This window comes from Daejeonella sp. (assembly GCF_049655485.1).
Taxonomy (GTDB): Bacteria; Bacteroidota; Bacteroidia; order Sphingobacteriales; family Sphingobacteriaceae; genus Daejeonella.
The window spans coordinates 1-1,716 of the sequence record NZ_JBASJU010000353.1 but is presented as its reverse complement, the minus strand read 5'-3'; the positions used below and the strand labels follow the sequence as shown (position 1 = coordinate 1,716).

The following is a 1,716-nucleotide window of genomic DNA, read 5'->3' as shown; positions in this document are numbered from 1 at the left end:
TTCATGGACAATTTCGGCTCCGTTATCAGTCATAAGCTTTCCGAATTTGGTTAAAACCTCTTTCGCAGCTTCTTCAGATAACAACGGGGTCAGAATGATCACTGTTTCGTACTGTTGCATTGTTGCTGTTTGTTTTTTTATAATTAATAATCCCATAAAGACTGTTGAACAGGCTTCAAAGCGGGATGCAAAAATAGATATAATTTTCTTCTTATCAAATGGTTTTCTCAGAATAATAGAGAAGAATAAGCCCGATAGAGGCAATTCGTGTAGCTGGAAGAAAAGAGGAAATAAGAAAAACTACATTGTATTTTTCTTAACTATGAATACAATGAAGCCAATAGTGAATTTCAGATATTTGTTAAAAGTTTTCATTCCGAATTTTTCTTAATGCAAATATGCGACTTACAAGTCAACGCCGGTATCCCCAGTTCTAGGTATTTGTGCACCTTCATAGTGCCTTAATCTTAGTATGCTCCACCAGGTTTCCAGGCCAGTACATCCGCATCCCGGAAATTAGAATCACCATGTCACAATTTGTTACTTATACCATTTAATAAAAAACTCCATCTAAGTTTGGTTTACGCCTTTCCTCTTTCTAATTTAGGAGCCGATGGATAACTTCATAGTTTCAGCAAGAAAATACAGGCCCCTAACCTTTCAAACCGTTGTGGGCCAGCAGCATATCACCGGAACGCTGAAAAATGCCATCGTTAATAATCAGCTCGCTCAGGCATTTCTTTTCTGCGGACCACGTGGAGTAGGTAAAACTACCTGTGCCAGGATCCTCGCTAAAACAATAAATTGCCAAAGCCTTAGCCCGGAAGCGGAAGCTTGCGGTGTTTGCGACTCCTGCGTATCCTTTCAAAACGGAAATTCTTTTAACATTCATGAGCTGGATGCCGCCTCAAACAATTCGGTGGACGATATTCGGAGCCTGATCGAGCAGGTAAGGATCCCGCCGCAGGCAGGAAAGTTCAAGATCTATATTATAGATGAGGTGCATATGCTCTCTCAGGCTGCATTTAATGCATTCCTGAAAACGCTTGAGGAACCTCCCTCCTACGCAATTTTTATCCTTGCTACTACAGAGAAACATAAAATTCTTCCTACGATTCTGTCCCGATGCCAGATCTTCGACTTTAACAGAATTAAAGTGGATGATATGGCCCTTCATTTGCAGGAAATTGCCGTTAAAGAAGGTGTAAGCTTTGATCAGGATGGACTCCATCTGATTGCCCAGAAAGCAGACGGAGGTTTGCGCGACGCTTTGTCGATGTTCGACCAGATCGTAAGCTTTTCGAATAAAAATGTAAACTATAAAGCGGTAATCGATAATCTCAACATACTTGACTACGATTATTATTTTAAACTCACTGACGCGATATTAGCAGAGGATGTTCCGGCATGCTTACTTATTTTCGATGAGATACTAAGCCATGGCTTTGACGGAAACCATTTTATCACCGGACTGGCGTCACATTTTAGAAATCTACTGGTTTCGAAAGATCCTTCTACCTTAAAATTACTTGAAGTTAGTGAAGGAATCAGGGAAAAATATAATGTTCAATCGCAAGCCTCTACCGCATCTTTTCTGTTTTCTGCATTGAACATCACTAATCAATGCGACTTAAACTATAAAACGAGTAAGAACCAGCGCCTGCAGGTTGAGTTGGCGCTAATAAAGCTCTGTCATCTGCCCTCCATACTCAATCT

The 1,716-nt window shown here is 40.5% G+C and carries 2 protein-coding genes; one reads left to right on the top strand and one right to left on the bottom strand.

From position 1 onward, the window contains the following. A partial coding sequence (locus tag WBJ10_RS14465) for a 30S ribosomal protein S6 (RefSeq protein WP_424291518.1) occupies positions 1-120 on the bottom strand: 120 nt, incomplete at its 3' end. Positions 121-613: 493 nt separating this feature from the next. On the opposite strand from WBJ10_RS14465, the gene WBJ10_RS14460 reads away from it, so the two are divergent. Continuing rightward, positions 614-1,716, top strand: a 1,103-nt coding sequence (locus WBJ10_RS14460) for a DNA polymerase III subunit gamma/tau (RefSeq protein ID WP_424291516.1), incomplete at its 3' end; no start/stop codon positions are given.